This window comes from Anabaena sp. PCC 7938 (assembly GCF_049315035.1).
Lineage (GTDB): Bacteria > Cyanobacteriota > Cyanobacteriia > Cyanobacteriales > Nostocaceae > Anabaena > Anabaena cylindrica.
Window position 1 is genome coordinate 1,761,056 of sequence record NZ_CP186034.1, and the last position, 22,048, is coordinate 1,783,103.

Below are 22,048 nucleotides of genomic sequence, written 5' to 3' on the forward strand. Positions count from 1 at the left end.
CCGGTCAATGACAAAAGGCTTCCCATCTACGCTAATCTGTTAATTGCACAAAAGTTTTGTTTATTTTTATAAGTATCCAGGCTATTGCCTTTATGAGAAAAATTACCCTATCTCAGTTAGAACGTCACCTATTTGCTGCTGCTGACATTCTGCGTGGCAAGATGGATGCTTCTGAGTATAAGGAGTATATCTTTGGAATGCTCTTTTTAAAACGCTGTTCTGATGTCTTTGAGGAGCAGTACGAGCAGATTATGGCAGCGAATACACTTAAAGGTAGAACTGAAGCAGAAGCAAAACAACGTGCTGAATCATCTGTTTACTATGACAAGACTTTCTTTGTTCCAGAAAGAGCGCGTTGGAGTTATATCGAAAAAGAATTACATAGTGATGTTGGTAACGGCTTAAATAAAGCTTTGGGTGCGTTGGAAAATGAAAACCCGATTTTAGAGGGCGTTGTTAGCCACATTGATTTTAATAAGACTGTAGGTAAAACCAGAGTTCCTGACCAAAAATTGCGGGACTTAATTCGGCATTTTAGTAAAAATCGTCTCCGCAATGAGGATTTTGAATTTCCTGATTTGCTGGGTGCAGCTTATGAGTATTTGATTAAACATTTTGCTGATTCCGCAGGTAAAAAAGGCGGCGAATTTTATACCCCCCGTGATGTAGCGCGGTTAATGGTGCGATTACTCAAACCACAGCAGGGAATGCGGATTTATGACCCCTGTGTAGGTTCAGGAGGTATGCTGATTCTCTCTAAGGAATATGTAGAAGAACATCAAGGAAATGCCAAAAATCTTAGTCTTTATGGACAAGAAGCTAATGGTGGAGTTTGGGCAATTTGCAAAATGAATATGATTTTGCATGGCATAGTTACTGATGAGAAAGCTATTCAAAATGATGATACTATTGCTAACCCACTGCATATATAAGGTGGGGAACTAATGCGTTTTGATCGGGTAATTAGTAATCCCCCATTTAGTCAAAATTATTCTCGAACAGGGTTACAATTTCCGTGGCGTTTTGAGCGTTATGGCTTCTGTCCAGAAAATGGTAAAAAGGCAGATTTGATGTTTGTGCAGCACATGGTAGCGGTGTTGCGAAGTACGGGAATGATGGCAACGGTAATGCCTCATGGTGTGTTGTTTCGGGGTGGTGTAGAAAAGGAAATCCGCCAGAAATTTATTGAAGATGATTTGTTAGAAGCTGTGATTGGTTTACCACCAAATTTATTTTATGGAACTGGTATTCCTGCTTGTATTTTGGTAATCAGAGGTTCAAAAGCAGCGAAACCTCAAGAACGTCAAGGTAAGGTTTTATTTATTAATGCTGATGCCGAATTTCAATCTGGTAGAGCGCAAAATTTCCTGAAACCTGAGAATATTGAAAAAATTGTTTCTTCTTTTGAGGCTTTTGTAGATGTTCCTGGTTATGCAGCAGTAGTTACTAAACAACAGTTATCTGATAATGATTACAACTGCAATATTCGCCGTTATGCTGATAATGCACCACATCCAGAACCCCATGATGTGAGAGCGCATCTTTTAGGAGGTGTGCCTAAAGCGGAAGTGGCAGCTAAACAAGAACCTTTTATTGCTCATGGTTTTGAACCCAGTGCTTTCTTTGTGGAAAGAAGTCAAGATTATTTCGATTTTTTACCAATTCTCACAGAACGTAGTCAAATTAAAGATTTTGTAGAATCATATCCAGGTATAGCGCAGCAGGAAAAAAGGCTAAAAGATGCTTTTTTGAATTGGTGGGAAATTCACGAAAACCAATTGTTGCAGTTACCAGAAACTAAGGATTTAATGAAAGTTCGTGCTGATTTTCTGACATCTTTTACTGAAGCAATGCGTCCGATTAAAATTCTCGAACCTTACCAAGTAGCGGGAACAATGACTCAATGGTTAGAGAATAATGAAAATACTTTGGCTTCTGCTATTAATCAAAATTTTAAAGGGTTGGTAGAAAATGAAATAGAAGCGAAAGCTGAGAGTTTAAGAAAACAAGCAATTCAAGAACAAATGCTGCTGTTTTTAGATGAATTTCAGGTAAATGGGGTAATTGCTAGTTGGTGGAATGAAATTCAGTATGATTTGAAAACTGTTGCTGCTCAAAATTTTGATGGTTTGATAGAAGGTTGGGTAGAAACAATTCGGGCGGATTTGGATAGTGATAATAAAAATGGTAATGGTTCTGACCCGTTAAGTCATAAATTGGTAGTGCGTTTATTGCCAAAATATTTACAACAGTTGGCAGATTATGAAGCTAAAAAAGCAGATTTAGAAAGTCAATTAGCAGCCACTAAAAAGAGTGATGAGGAAAGCGAGGAAGGGGAATTAGAAGATGAGGAGCAATTGAGTGAGGCTGAAATTAAGAAACTCAAGCAGGAATTGTTACAGGTTAAGAAGATTTTGACTAACTTGAAGGAAGATTTAATTAAGCAGTTGGATAATGCCAGAAAGCAGTTGATGATGGAACAATGTCAGCGATTAGTGTTAGATATTGCTAAGGATGATTTAGAAAATCAATTAAATCGTTATGTTAATGCTCATCGTCAGCAGGTGATTTCTAGTCTTGAGAATTGGTGGGATAAATATCGGGTAACTTTGCGCGATATTGAGGCAAAAAGAGATAATGCAGCGAAGCGGTTAGATGGTTTTTTGAGGGGGTTGGGGTATGTTGAATAAACCAATTTGGTACGAGGAAAAATTGGGTAAATATGCGTATATAAAAGGCCGTATTGGTTGGCGAGGTCTGAAAGCATCTGAATATACTGAAGATGGACCATACTTGATTGCTGGTCATCACATTGCAGCAGGACAAGTCAAATGGTCTGCTTGCGATCATGTCTCAATGCCTCGCTACCTTGAGTCTAGGGAAATTGCTCTTGAAGAAGGCGATATTATTCTTACTAAAGATGGAACTATTGGTCGTGTTGCCATTATTGATAATTTACCTGGCTTGGCAACTATTAACTCTACAATGATGCTTATTCGGGTACGCTCACCTTTAGTACCACGATATGTGTATCACTATTTAACTGGTGACAGCTTTCAGAAGCTCGTTTACAGATAAAGTTTCAGGTAGCTCAATCCCTCATATCTTTCAGCGGGACATGGTAGAACTAACCATACCTTTCCCGTCGAAGTCTGAACAACAATGTATTGCTGAAATACTCGACACCATAGAAGAAGCGATCGCACACACATCTTCTATTATCGCCAAACTCAAGCAAATCAAAGCCGGACTGCTTCACGACTTACTGACTCGCGGACTTGATGAGAATGGAGAATTACGGGATGCGATCGCACATCCTCAAGAGTTCAAAGATTCACCACTGGGGAAAATTCCGAAAGATTGGGAAGTTACTGTTCTTGCTCAAGAAATTGATATACGTCATGGCTATGCTTTTAAAGGTGAGTATTTTTCTGATGATCCTCCAGGAGAAGTGCTTTTAGTTCCGGGAAACTTTCATAGAGAAGGTGGACTTTATTTTGAGAAAAACAATATTAAGTATTATCAAGGGGAAATTCCAGAAAGCACTATTTTACAAAATGGTGATTTGTTAACTGTAATGACTGACCTTTCTCCAAAAACACTTATTTTAGGTAGAGTAGTATTACTGGATCTACCATTTAAACTTTTACATAATCAACGAATTGGCAAAATAGTTGTCAAATCTACTAATAGATGGGATAAGCAGTTTTTGATCCTTGTTATGAATAGCGATAGAGTTAGGCAAAATATTATTAGTAATGCAACAGGTACAACAGTACGGCATACCTCACCTGATCGAATTACTAGAAACATTGTTGCAAAACCAAAATTAGAAGAACAGAAAAAAATATCAGAGATTATCGAAACTCAAGATACCCGCATCCGCACAGAAGAAGCATACCTGGAAAAACTCAAACTCCAGAAAAAAGGACTAATGCACGACTTATTAACTGGAAAAGTCCGAATCAATCAGGTTAAAAATAATATAGCCATACCTACAACAGCATAATCTAATGCCCATCCCTATCTACCACATCACCCACATCAACAACTTACCCTCCATTCTCAAATCAGGTGGATTGATGGCAAACAGTAGGCTAAGGCAAGAAACAATTAAATATCTTGATATTGCTCATGGACACATCCAAGATAGACGATCAATAACTCGTGTTCCTTGTGGTGCTGGTGGAACTTTACATAATTATGTACCATTCTATTTTGCTCCACGTTCTCCCATGCTCTACGCCATTCATAGAAAAAATGTAGGTCAATATAGCAATGGACAAACACCAATTCTTCATTTAGTTTCCAGTGCAGAAGCGGTTGAAACTGCGGGACTATCCTTTGTAGGTGCAGACGGACACGCAGCTATGGAATATACAGCTTTTTTTGATGAAATTGAATATTTGTATGCAGATGGCGTGATTGACTGGGAAATTATGGAAACTAACTACTGGGCTGATACAGAAGAAGACGGGGACAGAAAACGCCGACGACAAGCCGAGTTTTTAGTGCATCAGTTTTTTCCCTGGCGACTCATTGAAGAAATTGGTGTCTTTAACACCACAATTCAAACACAAGTTAAAGAAATATTACAAAAAATTAACGTTCAGACCCCTGTTAGGGTTTACTCTAAATGGTACTATTAAGAGTTTTGAGATAAACTCACAATTATACTAGATATATATAGCCAGTTAAGGGAGATGATGGAATTTAAGCAAGGCAACCTACTAGAAGAAAATGCCGAAGCCCTAGTTAACACCGTGAATAATGTCGGTGTCATGGGTAAAGGTATTGCCTTGCAATTTAAGCAAGCTTACCCTGAAAACTTCCGCCAATATGAAAAAGCCTGTCGTGCTGGAGAAGTGCAACCAGGTCAGATGTTTACCGTCTCCACAGGTAGCCTATTTAATCCCAGATACATCATTAACTTCCCCACCAAACGCCACTGGAAAAGCAAATCCAAAATAGAAGATATTAAAAGTGGATTGGTGGCTTTAGTTGCAGAGGTGCAAAAATTAGGAATTACCTCAATTGCCATTCCCCCATTAGGATGCGGCAACGGTGGCTTAAATTGGCGAGAAGTTAAGCCTCTAATAGAATCAAGCTTTGCCCAACTGCCAAATGTGCAAGTAATTATATTTGAGCCATCGGGCGCACCAGCAGCCGAAAAAATGCAGGTAGCCACCAAAAAGCCTAACATGACCCGTGGACGTGCCTTAATCATTCGCCTACTGGAAGCTTACGGTATTCCTGGCTATGAGTTAACCAAGCTAGAAATCCAAAAACTGGCTTATTTTCTCCAAGAAGCAGGGGAATTTCTCAAGTTACCCTATCAAAAGAGTTTATATGGTCCCTACGCAGATAACCTGAACCAAGTTCTAAAACATATAGAAGGGCATTATATTCGTGGTTATGGTGATGGGACTGGGAGAGCAAGTATTTCTGTATTACCACAAGGTAGAGAAGCAGCAGAGACTTTTTTAGCAACTGAATTAGAAGCCCAAGAGCGTTTAGAGCAAGTTAGCAAACTTATTTATGGCTTTGAAACGCCCTACGGCATGGAATTATTAGCGACAGTTCACTGGGTAGCTACCAAACACCCTAACCCAGCGAAAGATAGTGAAGAAGCAATAAATCTGGTACATGAATGGAGCGAGAGAAAACGCAAGCTATTCAAACCAGAACATATTCGCAAAGCTTGGCAGCGTCTAGGTGAACAAAACTGGCTAACCATGAATTCAACTAATATGATGGAATAAAATATACCTCGGATTCACCTCTCATGTTCAACGAGTATAGCCAGGTTGAACTCCCTCTAATTAACCAACTTAAACTCATGGGTTGGCAATATATCGAGGGTGATATTGATGTTCCTTACCTAACTGAAAGACAAAACTTCCGGGAAATTCTGCTGACGGCAAGACTTCACAAAGCCATCGGCAGAATTAACCTTGATGACAACGGACTACCTTGGCTAGATGATAGTCGCATCAATACTGCCATTGGTGTTTTAGAAAGGTTGGGAACTGCCAAACTCATGGAAGCGAATCAAATAGCCACTGATTTGTTACTTCAAGGAACTGTAGCCGAAGGTGATCCACAAAGGGATGGAGGCAGAGATCAGACAGTTCGCTTCATTGATTTTGACCATCCTGAACGCAATGATTTCCTAATTATTAATCAATTTCGTGTTGATATTCCTGGTGGTAAAAATTATATAATTCCTGATATTGTTTTATTTATAAATGGCATTCCTTTAGTAGTAATAGAATGCAAAAGTCCTTCTAGCACAGAACCAATGGCAGAAGGCATTACCCAGTTACGACGTTATTCAAATCAACGAGAAGAAATCGCAGACGATGAAGGTGTAGAAAAACTATTTCATTACAATCAATTTTTGATTTCTACCTTTTTCCATGTAGCCAGAGTAGGCACAATTGGCGCATCATATCAACATTATCTAGAATGGAAAGATACCAGTCCCGTCTCAATGGCTGAAGTAGCAGCAGAATTAGGAGAAACACAACTCAGCAGTCAGCAAATTTTAGTAGCGGGAATGCTGCGTCCAGCCCTCCTAATGGATATAGTTAGAAATTTCACTCTATTTCAACAATCAGGTGGCAAGAATATCAAAATAGTGGCTCGTTACCAACAGTTTAGAGCCGTACAGGAAGCAGTGCGCCGCTTGCAGAATGGTAAAACTCGTAGTCAGCATGGCGAAAGTGATCAAAGAGGTGGAATTATTTGGCATACTCAAGGATCTGGTAAAAGTTTAACAATGGTTTTCTTAGTGCGAAAGCTGAGAACTTTACCAAAATTACGGCGTTTTAAAGTTGTTGTGGTGACAGACAGAGTAGATTTACAAAAACAACTTAGCAATACTGCCAGTCTCACTAACGAAACAGTCCTGAAAGCAACAAATACCGAAGAACTCAAAACACTGTTGCGTCAATCTAGTCCAGATTTAATCTTTGCCACAATTCAGAAATATCAACAGCGAGATGAGGATATTACAGAAGACACTAGCGGCATCTTGAAATACCCATCTAGTCAGGGAAATACTACAGTTCGCAAAGCAGCAGAAAAATCCTCTAGCTATAACCTCAATCCAAAAGTGGTTCGTCTGGTGACGGAAACTGAGGAATTTCCGATTTTGAATGATTCAGAAGATATCCTAGTTTTAGTAGATGAAGCCCACCGCACCCAAGCTAGTCAATTACACGCTAACTTGATGGCAGCCTTACCCAATTGTGCCAGGATTGGTTTTACAGGGACTCCGATTTTGGAGGGAAAACGCAAGCGTACCTACGAAATTTTTGGGGAGTTTATTGATCGCTACACCATTAAAGAATCAGAGGCAGATGGGGCAACTGTACCAATTCTCTATGAAGGACGTACTGCTGAGGCAGAAGTAGCAGATGGGCGATCGCTAGATCAACTTTTCGAGGATATGTTTTGCGATCGCACTCCTGAAGAATTAGCCGCAATTCGCGCTAAATACGCCACAGAAGGCAATGTCTTGGAAGCTCCAAAACTCATAGCAGCTAAGGCAGAGGATATGCTGCGCCATTATGTAGAAACAGTTCTACCCAATGGCTTTAAAGCCCAAGTTGTGGCTAGTAGTCGCCTCGCAGCAGTACGCTATCAACAGGCTTTTGTTGCTGCTCATGAAAAATTAGTAGCCCAGTTGGAAAGTTTTGACCCTTCTCAACCATCTTCAAATCCCGAAACTGAGTTTTTAACCCGGATTTATCCGCAATTAGCGCAAATCAAAGGTTTAGAGTTTGCATCGGTAATTTCCAGTGGCAACAATGACGATCCAGCTTGGAAGCAGTGGAGTGATAAATCCAAAGTAGAAGACTACATCAACCGATTTAAAAAACCACTGGTGCATCCTGATCTCAACAAACAAGATGGTTTGGCTTTCATCATCGTCAAAAGTATGTTGCTGACTGGTTTTGATGCCCCTATTGAGCAAGTATTGTATTTAGATCGCTCAATGCAGGGACATGAATTACTGCAAGCGATCGCTCGTGTGAACCGCACCTATTCCCGTAAATCCTGTGGCTTGGTTGTAGACTACTATGGCGTGGCTCGGCATTTGAAAACAGCTTTGGCAGTTTATAGTGCTGAAGATATCCAAGGGGCTTTAATTAGCCTGACAGACGAGTTACCCAAATTGAGCGATCGCTATCAGCGTGTACTTGCAGTTTTTCAAAGTCGGAGTATTCCCGACATTACCGATGTTAATAGTTGCATTGACTTACTACGAGATATCAAAATCCGGGCTGAATTTGTAGTCAAGTTAAAGCAATTTTTGGAAAGTTTAGATATTGTCATGCCCCGCCCAGAAGCATTACCTTACATAAAAGATGCCAAAATCCTCGGCTATATCAATAAGGCTGCTGCCAATCTTTACCGGGACTTCCAACTGAATATTTATGGTGCAGGAAATAAAGTCCGGCAACTCATAGACGAATACATCATAGCTAGTGGCATAGATCCTCAAGTCCCCCCAATCTCGATTATGGATGCCGATTTTGAGAGTGCTGTCAACTCTCGAACCTCAGATCGTGCCAAAGCATCGGAGATGGAACACGCTGCCCGTTACCATATCAGCAAGAACTTTCAGGAAGACCCAGCTTATTACAAAAAATTAAGCGAAAGACTAGAAGAAATTTTAGAAAGGTTTCAGGATAAATGGGCAGAATTAGTAGAAGCATTACGCCAATTTACTGAAGATTTGCGCCAAGGTCGTCCCGCAGATGAAACTGGCCTTGACCCCAGAACCCAAGCGCCATTTTTAGGCATTTTGGTAGAAGAAATCCATCCAGGACAGGAATTACTAGATATAGAACTTAACAAACTGGCAGCGATCACAATAGAAATGATAGAACACATCCGTCAAGAGATTAGAATAGTTGATTTCTGGAGAAATGCCCATGCTCAAAACCTATTGCGGGGGTGGATTGTCCGATTCTTAGATGACGAAGATGTGATACCCTTTTCTCGACAACAGGCAGTGAGCGATCGCATCCTAGAATTAGCCAAACACCTTCATGGGAAATTAACCATAATATGAGTGAATCCCTGGTAATTGATGATTTGTACTTTATATTAAATCGGAGTAACAAACGAAAAACAGTAGGTATTACCATTGACCGAGGTGGAGAATTAATCGTCAATGCTCCTTATGATTGTCCTTTGGAAATAATTGAGCAAATTGCCTTAGAGAAACGGTTTTGGATTTACACGAAATTAGCAGAAAAAGAATTACTTTCCCAAAATCACTCAGAGAAAGAATTTATCAACGGTGAAGGATTTTATTATCTAGGTCGCAGCTATCGCCTGTTATTAGTATCAGCAAAATCCCCCACTCCTCTACGCCTTTACCAAGGTAGATTTATGCTTAGGTCTAATGAACAGAGCCATGCTAGAGAGCATTTCATTCATTGGTATACTCACATCTTGCACCTGACCGAAAACCTCAGTATTAACCGAAAATAAGAGAACAAAAGAAACATCTAAAAATCATACCTACAATTTATATACTGAAATAATAAACTACATTTACTCCCAGTATATTTACAAATGACATATATGAAAAGAGAAATAATGTCATCTGCACAGAAACACTTGTATTTTTTTATGAAAAATGAGAGAAAAGGGCGTAGAAAACATTAATCAGCAAGAAATATGGAAATCATTCTTGCCCACGCCCATAACCTAATGTACACCATTCTAGCATTGATGCCTACTCGTTATCAAAGAGATAATTTGGAAGCAATGCTAGGATTATTTCTAGCCGCAGATGGAAAACCTTTACCACATTACAGTAAAGCCAAATCCGAAAGTGCATTAAGTCGATTTTTGAATATTAGTAATTGGTCTACTCGTAAACTCATTTATCATCTCCGCCAGCAGGCGCTTGAACAAATTAATAGTCACTGTCCATTAGGGCGAAAAGCATTTTTACAAGTGATTATTGACCTCACAACTTTAAAAATGTGGTAAATTCAAAGGTTTAAATAACTTAATAAGTGTCTACAATGGTAGGCGAGGTTTCCATATAGTAATCTTATATTTGGTAGTTGGAAAATGGCGTATACCCTGGAATTTTCGCGTCTGGAGAGGTAAAGGTACAGCCAGTCCTGCTCAGATGGCACTACGAATGGTACGTAATTTACCAAAAGATTTTACCAAAAATTCGAGGTGAAAATTCTAGCTGATACAGCCTTTGGCACTAAAGATTTTATCAACGGTATTCGTAAACTTAAATATCATGCTGTCCTTGGTATTGGTTGTAATCGTAAATTAATTAATGGCACTCCTGTTAAACTTTTACATCGTCGAGGAAGACAAGTTCAACTCGTTGGATTAGATTTTCCTGTTACCCTTTCTTGGTATTATTTTAAACGCGAGAATGGTCAGTTTGTCAAAAGATATGTTATCTCTACAAAACCCATTAAAGCTAGCACTATTTCTTGGTGGGGTAAACGCCGTTGGCTTTCTTGAGGTTGGTTCAAAACTGCTAAACATCGCTTTGGTTTAGACAAGTTTGGACAAGGCACTCTTTTAGGGGTTTATCGTTGGTTAATCTTGTCTATGACTGCCTATTTATTAGCATATTGGGCATATATTTCATCTTCCTTATCTGATTCTTTGGACTGGGGTAAAGCTGCTTTTCTTGCACTCTCTACTTTTCTTCCTCATTTAGTCCTGTCTTTGTTATTACTTGACATTGAACGACTTCGACCCTTAGCACTTAGTCATGGAATTGACATTACTATTTTAAGGTGCAAGATATGAGTATACACAACACGCAGAACTTTGGTTACAACGTTGGGTAAATTTATTCTCACCCAGGCTAGGTGTAGCTCCCAGCATCATAAAAATCCGAGATTTGGGTTTTCGTTGGGGGTCATGTGGTAGTAGCGGAAATCTTTATTTCCACTGGCTAACAGTCCTCCTAGCACCCCGAATTATAGAATATATAATCGTTCATGAATTAGTGCATCTGCACGAATCGCACCACAATGAACAGTTCTGGAAGTATATAGAGCGTGTTTTGCCGGATTTTGAATTCAGGAAGCAGTGGTTAGCTGAAAATGGTAGTCGCTTCGTATTATGAAAGATAAAATAAGTTACCAGGGTAGCGATATCTGAAGACAAGCGGCTTCGCGTCTACGCATCCCTAGATGAAGGTAAGCCGGCTATTCCCATGAGCTTAGAGGTTAGTAAATAAGTTACCAAGTTAGCGATCACATCTTTGGATGGATAAATTTCTACCTCACAGTTAGTAGATATCTTAAATTCTCTTCTGATGTTCTATCATCTCCCCAAACGGCAAAAAACACCTTTGACACCAACCATCAACCCATAAAGCCGGAACTTTAAACCTAGCCCCACAATTAGGACATTCAGACAACAAACTTAAATGATGATGCTGACACCCCTGAGTCACCTTAAACTGCCACTCAATCCGATGACAAGGTGACTCCACATAACAAGCAGCACAAAGTCGAATAGGTTCAAGATTCATTCCCACCCCAGCAGGTGGTAACATCTGCTCTAACCTATCAGCATCAACCCCTACAACCTTAGCCAAAGCCTCCAACTGTTGCCGAGAAGGAGGGGGATTAAAACGAAACTTTTCCCATCTGGATATCGCACCCCCAACCCCAGCAGCTTTACCCAAACCAGTAGTTGTTAAATCATTTGCCCGTCGAAACCGCCCCAAAAAGTGACTCAGACTTTCCCCAAGATATGGTTCTACCTGAAACAACCAAGGATTAATTTCCCCAACTTCCATTACTTATACTCCGCCGTTACTTCCTTCAGAGTTTCCAAATCAATCTTTGCTAATCCCTTCTTTAAAGCCCGAATAGCCGACTCCCTGAGAATCATATCCAGCAACCCAATATAACCCCCAGTTGCCTCACCCAAAGTCTTCAGCATTGCCTTACTAGAAAGATTAGAAGCAACAGGCAGTTTTAAAACCTGTTTTTCCCAAATCTCCACAGTGCGCTTAAAACCCACATTCCGCAGATGTGACTCAGATTATTGATATTTTTGAAAAATTCCAGCCAGGAAAATTTTATCTACCTAATTTTTCTGGCTGAATTTAACTTTATTTGCCAAAAGATAGAGCTTATTAAGTAAGTTAATTTCACAAGTTTTTAAAATAGATTCTCTCTCTCAATTAAAGTAGTCATTTTCGGTAAAATAAACATGACAATTAAAGCCAAGAATATTTCCGTCTTCGCTAAAAACTTCTATTTACTACTTTTACCCTTGAACTTTCTACATCTTTTAGGTCAAATAAACCACATCAAGTAATTAGATAATATTTACTACAACTCTTTCCTAAATATCTGACAATCTTTTCACGTTCCTCCGTTAAATTGCTCATTTGTTTCTGTCCATTTATGATTACCAAATGTACAGCCTGAAACATCTGAAATACCCACCTCATTGTCGGTTTATTTGTGATTTTCTTAACTTGATTTCTAATCCCATCATCAAATTTAGCTAATTCTTGCCTTAATTTTCTTTGGGCAAGGTTATAGACTAACAAACACAATCCCATTATCATTGCTATTGCTTCTACTCTTTCCGGGGTTTTGACAAATACGCTTGATGTAAAAAACAATGGGTCTTTTAAAAATCTAAATCCTCTTTCGTTAGATTGTTGAGCTTTGTATTCTTCTAATACTTTCTCATCACTCAATTCATTTCTATCTAATACATTCGTTGCTAATATAAATCTCCCTGCGTTAATTTTTTCAGTTTCTATTACTTCTTCTCTTGTTTCTATTTGACCTTTTATTTGATATTTTATTTGACTTGGTTCGGTCAATTTACTTGGTCTACCTGCTGTTTTATATTCTAGTTTCTCTATGTATTCAATTTCTTTTATTTGGTGATATTTCCAGGATTTTGATAGCTTTTCTATTACTATTTTTGCATCTGGCTGACAGGCGAACTCTTGTCTGGATAGTTTGCTGAGTGCGGCTTTTGCTTTTGCTTCCTGTTTTTTGACTTGTTTTTCTACTTGTTGGATACTTGATTTTTTTCTGATTTCACTTTCTACGATTATCCATCTTTGTTTTATGCCTGCATATTCTGATTCTTTGGCTGCTATTTTATAGCCTGATATTTGACTATCTTTCCATTCTGCTTCTTTTATATCTACAATTTTATTTTTTGCTTCTTTGATACTTAGTGGTACTCTTGTTATCCATTTCAGTTCTCTCATTGCTGCTAAGTTTTCTGCTGTATATAAGGCACTGTCTGCTACACTTATGCCCTCAAATGTCCATTGTTTTTAAATTCTTTTAATCTTTCTACAAATACACTTTTATCATCTACGTTTCCTGAGTCTACTTTTAAATATAATGGGATGTCTCCATCTCCTGTTACTATCATGTCTATGATAAATTGTTTCAAGTCTGGTCTTTTATCTCTTGAATATCCGTGGACTATTTCTATTGCTTTCATCTCCGGTTCTATTTCTAATTTATTCTCTTCTGTTTCTTGCTTTATTTCGTCTATTTCTTTGATTTCTTTTTGTACTCTCCTTCTACACTCATTGATGTCCCATCTAAATGAATACTATCCATTTCTACTTGGAATTTATGGGCTGCTTTTATGGCTACTGCTGTAAATATCTTGGTTGTTCCTATTTGATGATATTTGTCTAGTTCTCTTCCTAGTTTGTCGTCATTTAAATGCTCTGGTAATACTCCTTCTCCTATTAAATGTTCTGTTGCTTTTCCTACAAAAAAAATTCCCCAAATAGATATAATGGGGCGCTTAAAAACCCTAATCCATTCAATATCATCGCTTTTACTACTTGTCCTGGTGTTAGGGTTTCTTTTGTTTTTATTCCCACTATTTTATTCACTTCTTCTACCAATTCCATCTCGTCTATTATTCCTGCTACTATTCCTAAATGGTCTATATCTAGGGTTTGTATGGCAACTTGAGACTCTTTCACGGTTTTTCCCTTCTCTATTTGACGCTTTTTATTTTAACAAATAAAAGCCTGAAATCCTTGCTAGACAATCTTTTCAGGCTTTTCTTTCTCTAAATTTTTAATTCCTAAATTTGCTTTAACATCTGCGGAATGTGGGTTAAAATCTTCCCCAGAAAACTTACCAAACCGATGACAGGCACGAAAACGGTTATAAACCTGCTCATCTCGCTTGATTACAGCGTCTAATCTGTCAGTACCCACCAAAATCACCGCAATTTCCAACTTATCAAAAATATCCCGCACTTCTGCAAAAGTCTTGGGTTTAAAACGATCAGCCTCATCAATAATCAGCATTTCCACCCCACAACCTTTGAGAACCCGCAGCGTTCTATCTCTAATCTCTGCAACCGTTCCCTTAGTCATTTGATATTTCAAATGCTCAATAATTGCTGCAAATAACTCCTTAGCACTACATTCTTGAGGTATTTGGATATAAGCAACAGGCACAGTTGGCGGTTTTCCCGGCTCTTGTTTGGGTTTATGCCTGAGTCTGTAGGATCACAACCCATAGTTTTACCCGTTCTTGACTCTCCTAGCACCCTCCCAGACTGCCGTGATTGTCGCTTGCCATCTAACCAATCATGGAGCATTTTCACCTGTTCCAAAGCAATAAAATTCTTGCTATTCAATCGTTGAATTTCTGCTTGTAATTTCTCATCATTTTGAGGAATATCACCTAATTCTTGAGCAACACTTTGGGCTTGTTGTGAAGTCATGATTTACCACCCGTAATCTTCGCGCATTTGTTCATAATCAAAAACTTCTGGCATATCTGTTTCTTGGGAGCTTTCGACAAATGCCACTTCTATTTCTTCTACCGGTTCAACAGGCACAGGTTTTTTAGTCTTTTGAACTACAGCTTGTTCTTCTTTTTGCCGTTCCTTTTTCGTTTTCTTTTGCTTAACGAAAGTTTCTCTGTCTCTTACCTCTGCCAACATAGAACGATTGCTAATAGTCTTACCTGCCTCTCGAATCCTACGAATCATAGCTTTTGCTTCATCTAGAGACAGTTCCTCAGTTTCCAAATCTTGGGCATAGGCACGAGCTAAAAACTCCTCTTTATGACCCTTGTGGCTATAAACCAAAATAGTAGTAATATCTCTAGGGTCATATCGCAGTACCACGCTTTCACCTGCGTAACCTGCTAAATGTTCACCTTTATACATCAAGTTTTCAAATTGTAAGTAGCCTCCCCTTTGAATCATTCTGCGTGATTGCTTCATTAAACAGATATCCAGATCTCTTTCTGAAATTACTTCAGGGGCTACTATCAATCCAGAGTCCCAACGCTGAAATCTAGTTTGATCACCCATCCGAGCATCTTCTCGTTGGTTATAGGTATTGACGATGTAGGCTACCAAACGCTGCTCTAGCTCTCGCAAAGTCAAACAAGCTTCTTTTTCCGCTTCTTCTGGTCGCTCTTGTACATTTGATCCTGTGTAGCCTTGGAGAGTTGAAAATAACTGGGTGTTAAATGTCTTGAAAGGACGCTCAACAATGCCGCCTTCACTGGGGCGATCGCGTAAATGGCAAGCAAATCCCAACTGCACACCTATTTGCTGCAAATGGTTGGAACGAAAGTCTTTACCCCCATCAGTATAAAAATGCTCTGGTTTGCCGTAAGTTCCCCATTCTTCATAAAGCTCATATTCTTGTCCATATTGCTTTGGCAAGATTGCATGGCGCAAAGCTAAAGCCACTACCTGAGAACTGGGAGCATCGTAACCAAGATTAATACCTACAATGCAGCGAGAATAGCTATCAATAACTGTTGTTAGCCAAGGACGACCAAGAATTTCGCCATGTTTATCTACCAGCAACACATCCGCACGAGTATGATCACACTGCCAAACTTGGTTGCTGTATTCTACTTGTAAATCTTTTCCATCACGGGTTTTTACTGATAAACGTGAACCTCGCCAACCAGGACTGCGAATGCTTTTTGCCTTTTCTTGCTTTTCAATCACAGGTTCGAGAATACGGTAAACAGTCATGTGTGAAGGAGGTTTAACACCTAGATCATCTGCTCTAACTTTGACTCTGACTGCTACTTGTTGGCGACTCATGCGTTTGCCGCCCTTATTTCCTTCTTTGTAAGTCTTAAGAATAAACTCCTGCCAATTTTCATCAACTCGGTGCTTACCCTTATCAACCCGTTCAGTTTGCGTTAGACCAACTAAGCCTTCCTCTTCCCATTTATCAATCAGTCGTCTTACTGTTCGCACTGATTTACCCAGTTTTACCGCTGCTTCCTTGAGTCTTTGAGCATAAGTAGTGCGATCGCCTGCTTCTAACAGACTTTGAATAACCTCCATTTTTAGTTTTGCCTCGCCAGAAAGTTCCGACACAAGAACTTGAGTTTCTTTGCCGATGCTACTTTCATCTCCCAAATTGCCCGGAGTTAGAGGTGTTTCATTCCTCATATACATTAATGTTTAATTACAACATATTTGTATAGTATAGAGTAAAAGTGACATTTAATGTGTGAAATTTTCAGAAATATAGTAATTTACCTGTATTTGGCAAATTGACAAATAAATTGATAATTATCTGGCTTTTGACACTTAATTTGTTAAATATATGTCTGGAGGATGTTCACAAATTAGATAAATAAAAACCTCCTACAATCTTTGCTGTAGAAGGTTTTAAGGTATTTTTATGATTTTTGACAATATTTTGTTAAATTGTCAAATAATTAGTTAATGTACACAAATTATGTAAACACTGATTAAGTTTCCTGTAGCATAATATTGCACTACGGTATTTATCATTATTCGTTATCGTTAGATGCCCCTACTCAATAATCTACGGTGTACACACAAGTCTTAAAATTCCTACTAGTACTTGGTTTCATCATCTAGCTTGAGGTGGTGCGATCGCATTATGTGATTACTTCGCTCCGCTCGTAATGACAATTTAAGGGGTCTATCATGCCTGAAACCCTTGCAGATAGTACTTAGGGTTTGCTTAATAAACCAAAAACATAGATATATCAACAGTCTCAGGCTGAAAAAGTTGGAGAAGGTGCAAGAAATAAGCGATGAAAGCATCAAAAATAGTTCATTTACCCAGATTTGAGAATATTCTGATCTCCTTCTAATTCTTCTTTCTGACTCCTGACTCCTGACTCCTAACCCTAACGGAAAGACTTTTTTAGCAACTCCTACTTATGTGTACACCGTATATATTTCAATCGTTCAGGACTCTTCTGCACCACTAGGCCTGAATCCTTACGTTTTTTGATTCTGAGACTTAAATCTACCTGCAATAAACTTTCGCTTGTGTAAATGCTTTGTCTGACGTTTGCTAACTCTCTCTCTCCACATCCGGAAACTAGATTGCTTCATTTCCCGTTTCATTAAAGCAATTACCTGTTTTTCAAGAAGACCAAACTGAGCTTCAATAGCATCAAAAGTTGTTCTATCCTCCCATGCCATTTCTATGATCCGATCTATAGTGGCAGAATCTAAGTTAGGTAGCTTCATTGCTTTATTTAAATGATTTTCTAATATTTTTTGAAATAAAAATAATTGCGGTTAATTCTAATAATATCATAGAATTAAGCTTGAGAAATAAGATTTTCAAGAAAGAGTGGTAAAAATATCGTTACTGTTTTTGAATCTCTATCATTCCATACTTTCTAGAGTAGAGGAAATTTTAATCCCGTTTAATCCGGATAAATCAGAACATAACTGAAGAGAAAATTATATTGCTATCTTCAATCTTCATGTCAAAACTCATGGAAATGCCGCAACGTATATCAATTCGTTACAAAGATTCTGCATACAACATTCATGAAATTCGTTTGAAAACCTTCCGACTGGGATTCCAACTCTGGGAGGAACAAACTAAACCTAGAAAAACCGAGCTTTATGAATTTATATTGTGTTGCGTGAAACAGGTTGACCGCCAAGATCGATTTATGTTTTCTTTACTGTTTATAGAATTAGCAGATATTATCCGTAATTCTGCAATTGAGAGGGGGATGAAAGAGATAATTCTCAAAACAGCTTTTAGTGAGTTTGGTTCTGCATTAACAGATTTTGAAAATAGTGCCAAATAACTATTTGTAAGAGGTTATAAGATTTTTTATCAGGTTGCACCCAAAATGTAAGGATCAAACTAGTCTGTCAAAATAAATACTTTGCAAGTATAAATTTGGGTATTATTTTAACAATGAAATAAACTGTATGATAAATCGAATACTTTCCCAGATCTATGATTAAATATTTTAGCCCAAATGCTAAAAAATATATGATAAATTATGGCTGTAATAAAATATGCCATATCCCAATTGTTACAGATGCAAACCATAGAAAATTAACGTATTTTTGATTAAAAATAGTCTATTAAAAATAAAGTATGTTATTGTTAATTGTTATTCAAAGTCGCTAATTTCCTTAAAAGCGCGATTTCTTTAGCCCTTACATTTGTGTGCAACATAACGCAAGCAGCATACTTGATAAATTCGTTGCCTGACAAACCTCGTGAAGAGGTACACATATTTAAAAATGTCCGTTTAGACGCTCAAGGACACCAAAATAATAGAATTCATCTAGGAAATTGAGTAGCAATTGAGCGTAATGTAGAAATGGGCTGTCTGGAAGAAACTTACATACACATTAATGAGGATACTTTCATTGCGTCTAATGTTTGTATTGCTGGGGCAGGAGATATCAAGATTGGCAAGCATTGTATGATAGCATCTGATTCTGGCATATATGCCAACAATCATAATTTTGCTAATGCTTTATTCCGTTGCTGTGGGTATTCCTGCACGAGTTATCAAAAGTCGAATCGCCAAGGAATTAGTAAAATCTTCTGAGCATTGACAGAATGGTGGGGGGAGTAGAGTGTCAAAATGTTCGGTCGGGAAACCTTTAGTATCAAGGAACGTCAGTATTAGTTGGATTAGCCAACAACCTCAATTCAAAATCCAAAATCCAAAATTGGCAAGGTCAAGAGATACCTCCAAAAAGGAACCAGATTATGGGTAAGATAGAGGAGCTATATTTTCAGCGTAGTAGATTGCTGAGAACTTTTTTGTCATACCCCTGGGAGATATTTTTATGGTGACTTTAAAAATCGCTGTTTATATTGTTGTAGCCTTCTTCGTCGGAATTTTTGTGTTTGGGTTTTTGTCGAATGATCCTGCTCGTAACCCCGGTCGTCGGGATTCAGAGTAAAAACGCAATCAATTATCCGCAACTGCTGGAAGGTGGAAGACACTGAACGCCCGAAACCTGGCGAAAAGTCTGGAAAAATGATACTGTGTCATCCTCATTGACGGCTTACTGCAAGTCAGCAGAAGGCGAAAGTCGGAAGGCATAATGTGTACTGAATCCTTCCGGCTTAAATATCTGCCTTTTTGTTAGCCTGATTGTCCTGAGATATGCTTCATCCAGTTTTGCCACCTGATTCACCTCCCATTATCGAATATTTACGGCCGGCCAATTCTGTCTCTTCAGCTTTAGTTGTAGAGGCTAAGACTGATGTGCAGCAACTGGCAACTCCAGGAAACATTGAGATTTCTCATGATCTGCCAACTCCTGAGCAGGCAAATCAAGATGACTTAGTAGTTGCTAATAAGTTATCTTCATCCCCTCAGCCAGAAATTTTACCTCCTGAACTTTCCCCTGGTGATGCTTCTGGGAAGGCTTCGGATTTAGGAACATCCTTGGGAGTTGGTGATCCCAAGATCGAAAGTTCTGATGGTGACGACAAACCAGCCACTACATCTCCACAATTTGTTGATGAAGTTGGTAAGAAAAATAGTTTATGGTTGTCTGATTCTCCAGTTGTGATCAAAAAATTAGTCCTACCACAACAGCCAAATGCTGTTACTTTACAAGAATCAGAAGGTAAGATTAATATTTCGGGAACATCTACAGCACAGAATATACCAAGTTCTCTCCCGGTTCAAAATATTATTGAGTTTAAACCACGTAATCCCAATAACCAACCTTCAACTTCTACTACGGTAGAATTTTCACCTCCTCCAGAATCTGTTTCACCACCAGATCAACCTGCTGGGAATACTCCACAAGTGAGACAAAGAGTGGTGGAGGTGATTGCCGACCGTCAAGAATATGATGAGCAAAGGCGAATTGTTACGGCTGAAGGAAATGTGGTGGTGAGATTTGATGGGGCGGTTGTAGATGCCGATCGCTTGCAGGTTAATTTGGATAATTTAATCGCGGTGGGGGAAGGTAATGTTGCTTTAACTAGGGGTAATCAGGTATTGCGGGGGCAACGCTTTACTTATAACTTTATCCAAGACAGTGGGGATTTGGAAAATGGTAGGGGAGAAATTTATGTCCCTACAACTCAAACAGATTTGGCTTTTTCGCCTGCTACTACAGATATTACAGCCGGTGGTGTACCTGCTCGCCCATTGAGCGATCGCATTCGCGCTAATCAGCCAGTTTCTGGGATCAGTAGTCCTGGAGGCATTGATGTTACTGTTGGTGGTCAAGCAGATGCCAGAAATATTCCCCCTCCAAAAACAGGTGGTGTTGTTAAACGGTTGCGATTTGAAGCCCAACGCATTGATTTCTATCCGCGCGGTTGGCAAGCTGAGGATGTGCGGATTACTAATGATCCTTTTTCACCACCAGAATTAGAATTACGAGCTTCTAAGGTGACGTTGACGCGAGAGACACCTTTAGTAGACCGTGTTACTACTCAGAAGCAACGTTTGGTATTTGACCAAAAAGTGACATTACCTATCCCCATTGATAACCAAACAATTGACCGTCGGGAAAGGGATGTGAATCCATTTATCGTCTCTCCAGGCTTTGATGGTGGTAAACGGGGTGGTTTGTTTGTTGAGCGCAATTTTTCAGTTATTAATAATGATCAGACACGCTGGAGTATTACGCCACAGTTTTTTGTCCAAAAGACTTTTGAGGACAGTAGTAATATTGCCGATTTATTTGGTGTAAAAACTAAGCTGAATAGTGTTTTAAGCCCCAGAACGATAGTTGAAGGCAAGGGAGAATTAACCAGTCTTGATCTCAATCAAGTAGAAGATAATTTGCGGGGTAGTTTGCGGTTACGTCAGATATTAGGTGATGTAAATCCACATACATTGAATCTAGAATATAGCTACCGCGATCGCCTTTACAATGGTACACTCGGTTTCCAAACCGTGCAGAGTAGCTTGGGTGGAGTGATTATTTCCCCGAATATTCCTTTAGGAAAAAGTGGGGTTAATCTTAGTTATCAAGGAGGTGCTCAGTATATTAATGCTAACACTGACCGCCAAGACTTACTAGAACCACAACGCAAAAATGACCGTATTTCTCTAGGTCGTTTACAAGGTAGCGCATCTCTCAATAAGGGTTTCTTACTGTGGCAAGGAAAACCATTACCACCGACTGCTACAGAAGGATTGAAATATACAGCGAATCCTGTTGTCCCTTACTTACAAGCGATCGCAGGTGTAACAGGCACTACAAGTTATTACACCAGTGGCGATAATCAAAGCACCTTAATTGGAACAATCGGTTTAGTCGGGCAAATTGGTCATTTTTCTCGACCATTTTTAGACTACACTGCTTTTAATGTTAGTTATTCTCAAGGTTTCAATAGCGGCTTATCACCATTTTTGTTTGACCGTTCAGTTGATAACCGAGTCTTAAGTGCGGGCATTTCTCAGCAAATATACGGCCCATTTCGCTTAGGTTTACAAACATCAGTTAATCTGGATACAGGTGAGGCAAGTAGCACAGATTACATCATGGAATATAGCCGCCGCACCTATGGCATCACATTGCGTTACAACTCAGTGCTAGAGTTAGGTGGCTTTAGTATTCGCATTAGTGACTTTAACTGGACAGGTGGTACTGATCCATTTTCTGGAGGAGACATTAAGCCAGTTGTGGGTGGTGTAAGTCAGGATAATTAACTAAATATTAGTTTTAAGTAAGTAATCAAATCGTCAGGGGCGATTATATTGCCCCTATCTGCGATCAAATTGATAAATGAATTAAAATTATATTAATC

At 39.0% G+C, this 22,048-nt stretch carries 17 protein-coding genes and 4 pseudogenes; 14 read left to right on the forward strand and 7 right to left on the reverse strand.

The window, feature by feature from the left end; all coding sequences use genetic code 11:
- The first annotated feature begins 92 nt into the window (after positions 1-92).
- The 10 genes and pseudogenes from ACOWPH_RS08195 to ACOWPH_RS08240 form a co-directional block, all read left to right on the forward strand.
- A pseudogene (locus tag ACOWPH_RS08195) lies at positions 93-2,690 on the forward strand (N-6 DNA methylase).
- Positions 2,680-3,078 carry a hypothetical protein gene (locus tag ACOWPH_RS08200; protein ID WP_422665707.1) on the forward strand — a complete coding sequence of 133 codons (399 nt, stop codon included), beginning with the start codon at positions 2,680-2,682 and terminating at the stop codon, positions 3,076-3,078. The pseudogene ACOWPH_RS08195 and the gene ACOWPH_RS08200 overlap by 11 nt, the downstream one beginning before the upstream one ends.
- A gap of 40 nt (positions 3,079-3,118) precedes the next feature.
- Complete coding sequence (locus ACOWPH_RS08205; RefSeq protein WP_422665708.1) at positions 3,119-4,009, forward strand: restriction endonuclease subunit S; 891 nt, start codon at positions 3,119-3,121, stop codon at positions 4,007-4,009.
- A gap of 4 nt (positions 4,010-4,013) precedes the next feature.
- A complete protein-coding gene (darT, locus tag ACOWPH_RS08210) occupies positions 4,014-4,649 on the forward strand; it encodes a type II toxin-antitoxin system toxin DNA ADP-ribosyl transferase DarT (RefSeq protein ID WP_015214922.1) in 636 nt (211 codons plus the stop codon).
- A 54-nt stretch (positions 4,650-4,703) separates the two neighbouring features.
- Complete coding sequence (gene darG, locus ACOWPH_RS08215; RefSeq protein ID WP_042465015.1) at positions 4,704-5,762, forward strand: type II toxin-antitoxin system antitoxin DNA ADP-ribosyl glycohydrolase DarG; 1,059 nt, start codon at positions 4,704-4,706, stop codon at positions 5,760-5,762.
- A gap of 23 nt (positions 5,763-5,785) precedes the next feature.
- Positions 5,786-9,085: a type I restriction endonuclease subunit R gene (locus ACOWPH_RS08220; RefSeq protein WP_015214924.1), complete on the forward strand. Its 3,300-nt coding sequence runs from the start codon at positions 5,786-5,788 to the stop codon at positions 9,083-9,085.
- Entirely contained in the window at positions 9,082-9,510 is a 429-nt protein-coding gene (locus ACOWPH_RS08225; RefSeq protein WP_052334522.1) for a YgjP-like metallopeptidase domain-containing protein, read from the forward strand. Before ACOWPH_RS08220 ends, ACOWPH_RS08225 begins: the two co-directional genes overlap by 4 nt.
- 189 nt (positions 9,511-9,699) lie before the next feature.
- Complete coding sequence (locus ACOWPH_RS08230) at positions 9,700-10,017, forward strand: hypothetical protein (protein WP_422665709.1); 318 nt, start codon at positions 9,700-9,702, stop codon at positions 10,015-10,017.
- 198 nt (positions 10,018-10,215) lie between these two features.
- Positions 10,216-10,518 (forward strand): hypothetical protein, encoded by a 303-nt coding sequence (locus ACOWPH_RS08235; protein WP_422665679.1) that lies wholly within the window; start codon positions 10,216-10,218, stop codon positions 10,516-10,518.
- Between the two features lie 307 nt (positions 10,519-10,825).
- Positions 10,826-11,134 (forward strand): annotated as a pseudogene (locus ACOWPH_RS08240) (M48 family metallopeptidase); the annotation flags it as partial.
- 177 nt (positions 11,135-11,311) lie between these two features.
- On the opposite strand, the gene ACOWPH_RS08245 reads toward ACOWPH_RS08240, so the two are convergent.
- From ACOWPH_RS08245 to ACOWPH_RS08275, 7 genes and pseudogenes are all read right to left on the reverse strand, one after another.
- A complete protein-coding gene (locus tag ACOWPH_RS08245; protein WP_015214925.1) occupies positions 11,312-11,815 on the reverse strand; it encodes a TniQ family protein in 504 nt (167 codons plus the stop codon).
- The gene (locus tag ACOWPH_RS08250) at positions 11,815-12,042 is read right to left on the reverse strand and encodes a hypothetical protein (RefSeq protein ID WP_042465017.1); all 228 of its coding nucleotides are present in this window, start codon (positions 12,040-12,042) and stop codon (positions 11,815-11,817) included. Before ACOWPH_RS08250 ends, ACOWPH_RS08245 begins: the two co-directional genes overlap by 1 nt.
- Before the next feature lie 292 nt (positions 12,043-12,334).
- Positions 12,335-14,002: pseudogene (locus tag ACOWPH_RS08255) on the reverse strand (IS1634 family transposase).
- A 60-nt stretch (positions 14,003-14,062) separates the two neighbouring features.
- Entirely contained in the window at positions 14,063-14,488 is a 426-nt protein-coding gene (locus ACOWPH_RS08260; RefSeq protein ID WP_244887703.1) for a TniB family NTP-binding protein, read from the reverse strand.
- Positions 14,413-14,757, reverse strand: a complete 345-nt coding sequence (locus tag ACOWPH_RS08265; RefSeq protein WP_242043068.1) for a hypothetical protein — start codon at positions 14,755-14,757, stop codon at positions 14,413-14,415. The genes ACOWPH_RS08260 and ACOWPH_RS08265 overlap by 76 nt, the downstream gene beginning before the upstream one ends.
- 3 nt (positions 14,758-14,760) lie before the next feature.
- Entirely contained in the window at positions 14,761-16,464 is a 1,704-nt protein-coding gene (locus ACOWPH_RS08270) for a Mu transposase C-terminal domain-containing protein (protein ID WP_150111014.1), read from the reverse strand.
- 807 nt (positions 16,465-17,271) lie between these two features.
- Positions 17,272-17,526 (reverse strand): TIGR03643 family protein, encoded by a 255-nt coding sequence (locus tag ACOWPH_RS08275; protein WP_015214927.1) that lies wholly within the window; start codon positions 17,524-17,526, stop codon positions 17,272-17,274.
- A gap of 254 nt (positions 17,527-17,780) precedes the next feature.
- On the opposite strand from ACOWPH_RS08275, the gene ACOWPH_RS08280 reads away from it, so the two are divergent.
- From ACOWPH_RS08280 to ACOWPH_RS08295, 4 genes and pseudogenes are all read left to right on the forward strand, one after another.
- A complete protein-coding gene (locus ACOWPH_RS08280) occupies positions 17,781-18,104 on the forward strand; it encodes a hypothetical protein (protein ID WP_015214928.1) in 324 nt (107 codons plus the stop codon).
- Between the two features lie 432 nt (positions 18,105-18,536).
- Positions 18,537-18,788: pseudogene (locus tag ACOWPH_RS08285) on the forward strand (acyltransferase); the annotation flags it as partial.
- A gap of 322 nt (positions 18,789-19,110) precedes the next feature.
- On the forward strand, positions 19,111-19,227 hold the full coding sequence (locus ACOWPH_RS08290; protein WP_015209277.1) for a photosystem II reaction center protein I: 117 nt from the start codon (positions 19,111-19,113) through the stop codon (positions 19,225-19,227).
- A gap of 206 nt (positions 19,228-19,433) precedes the next feature.
- The gene (locus ACOWPH_RS08295; protein WP_015214929.1) at positions 19,434-21,950 is read left to right on the forward strand and encodes a DUF3769 domain-containing protein; all 2,517 of its coding nucleotides are present in this window, start codon (positions 19,434-19,436) and stop codon (positions 21,948-21,950) included.
- Positions 21,951-22,048: the final 98 nt, after the last annotated feature.